Here is a 657-nt window from a genome sequence, read left to right on the forward strand (position 1 = left end):
GCACTGAGGGCGTGCCGATGCACCGCGGTGACCGCATCACGCTCGACAAACCAGTAGTGGGGGATCCCGGCCTTGGCGTACTCGACCTTCTTGATCATCCGATCGGTGACCTCGGAACCCCTGGAAACCACCTCAACAGCGAGCAGGAGCCCGACCGTCCCGGCATAGCTCGACCTGGCCGGGCGCGGCGGCATGCCTTCCGCCCACACGGTGAGGTCAGGAACTCGCCCGCCACCGACATCGATGCCGCAGTCCGTGACAACCTGCTCCGGGCCGTAGCCATTGGTGAGGAACCAAGCGAACATCCGCGACACGATAAGCGCGTGATCAGGATCCGCGGGCGGCATGACGGACAACACTCCCTCGGGACTGAGTTCGTAACGGTGGTTCTCATCGGCTGCCGCCATCACAGCAAGGTCATCCAATGTCACCTGCGTCGGCATACTCGCACCCACTGCCTCGGCGCTCACCACGCCTCCCCTGCAAGTCGCGCTGCTCCCGCCAGCAATCCGGGCGGACAGACCGCGCCCGACGTGCCTCTGGCTGGAAGAGCCAGAGCCAGCTCGTCCAGAACTTAAGGCCTCCACCCCGAGGTTGAGGCCCTTTGGATCCTACAGTGCGCCCGAAGGGACTCGAACCTCGAACCCTCCGATCCGT

Annotated in this window: 1 protein-coding gene; it reads right to left on the reverse strand. The window is 64.8% G+C overall.

Annotated features, from left to right (window positions below; genetic code table 11):
- Positions 1 to 443 (reverse strand): Uma2 family endonuclease (locus DMB66_RS60430; RefSeq protein ID WP_148113007.1); only part of this gene is annotated, 443 nt, incomplete at its 3' end.
- Between the last annotated feature and the right edge of the window lie 214 nt (positions 444 to 657).

Source organism: Actinoplanes sp. ATCC 53533 (genome assembly GCF_003947245.1).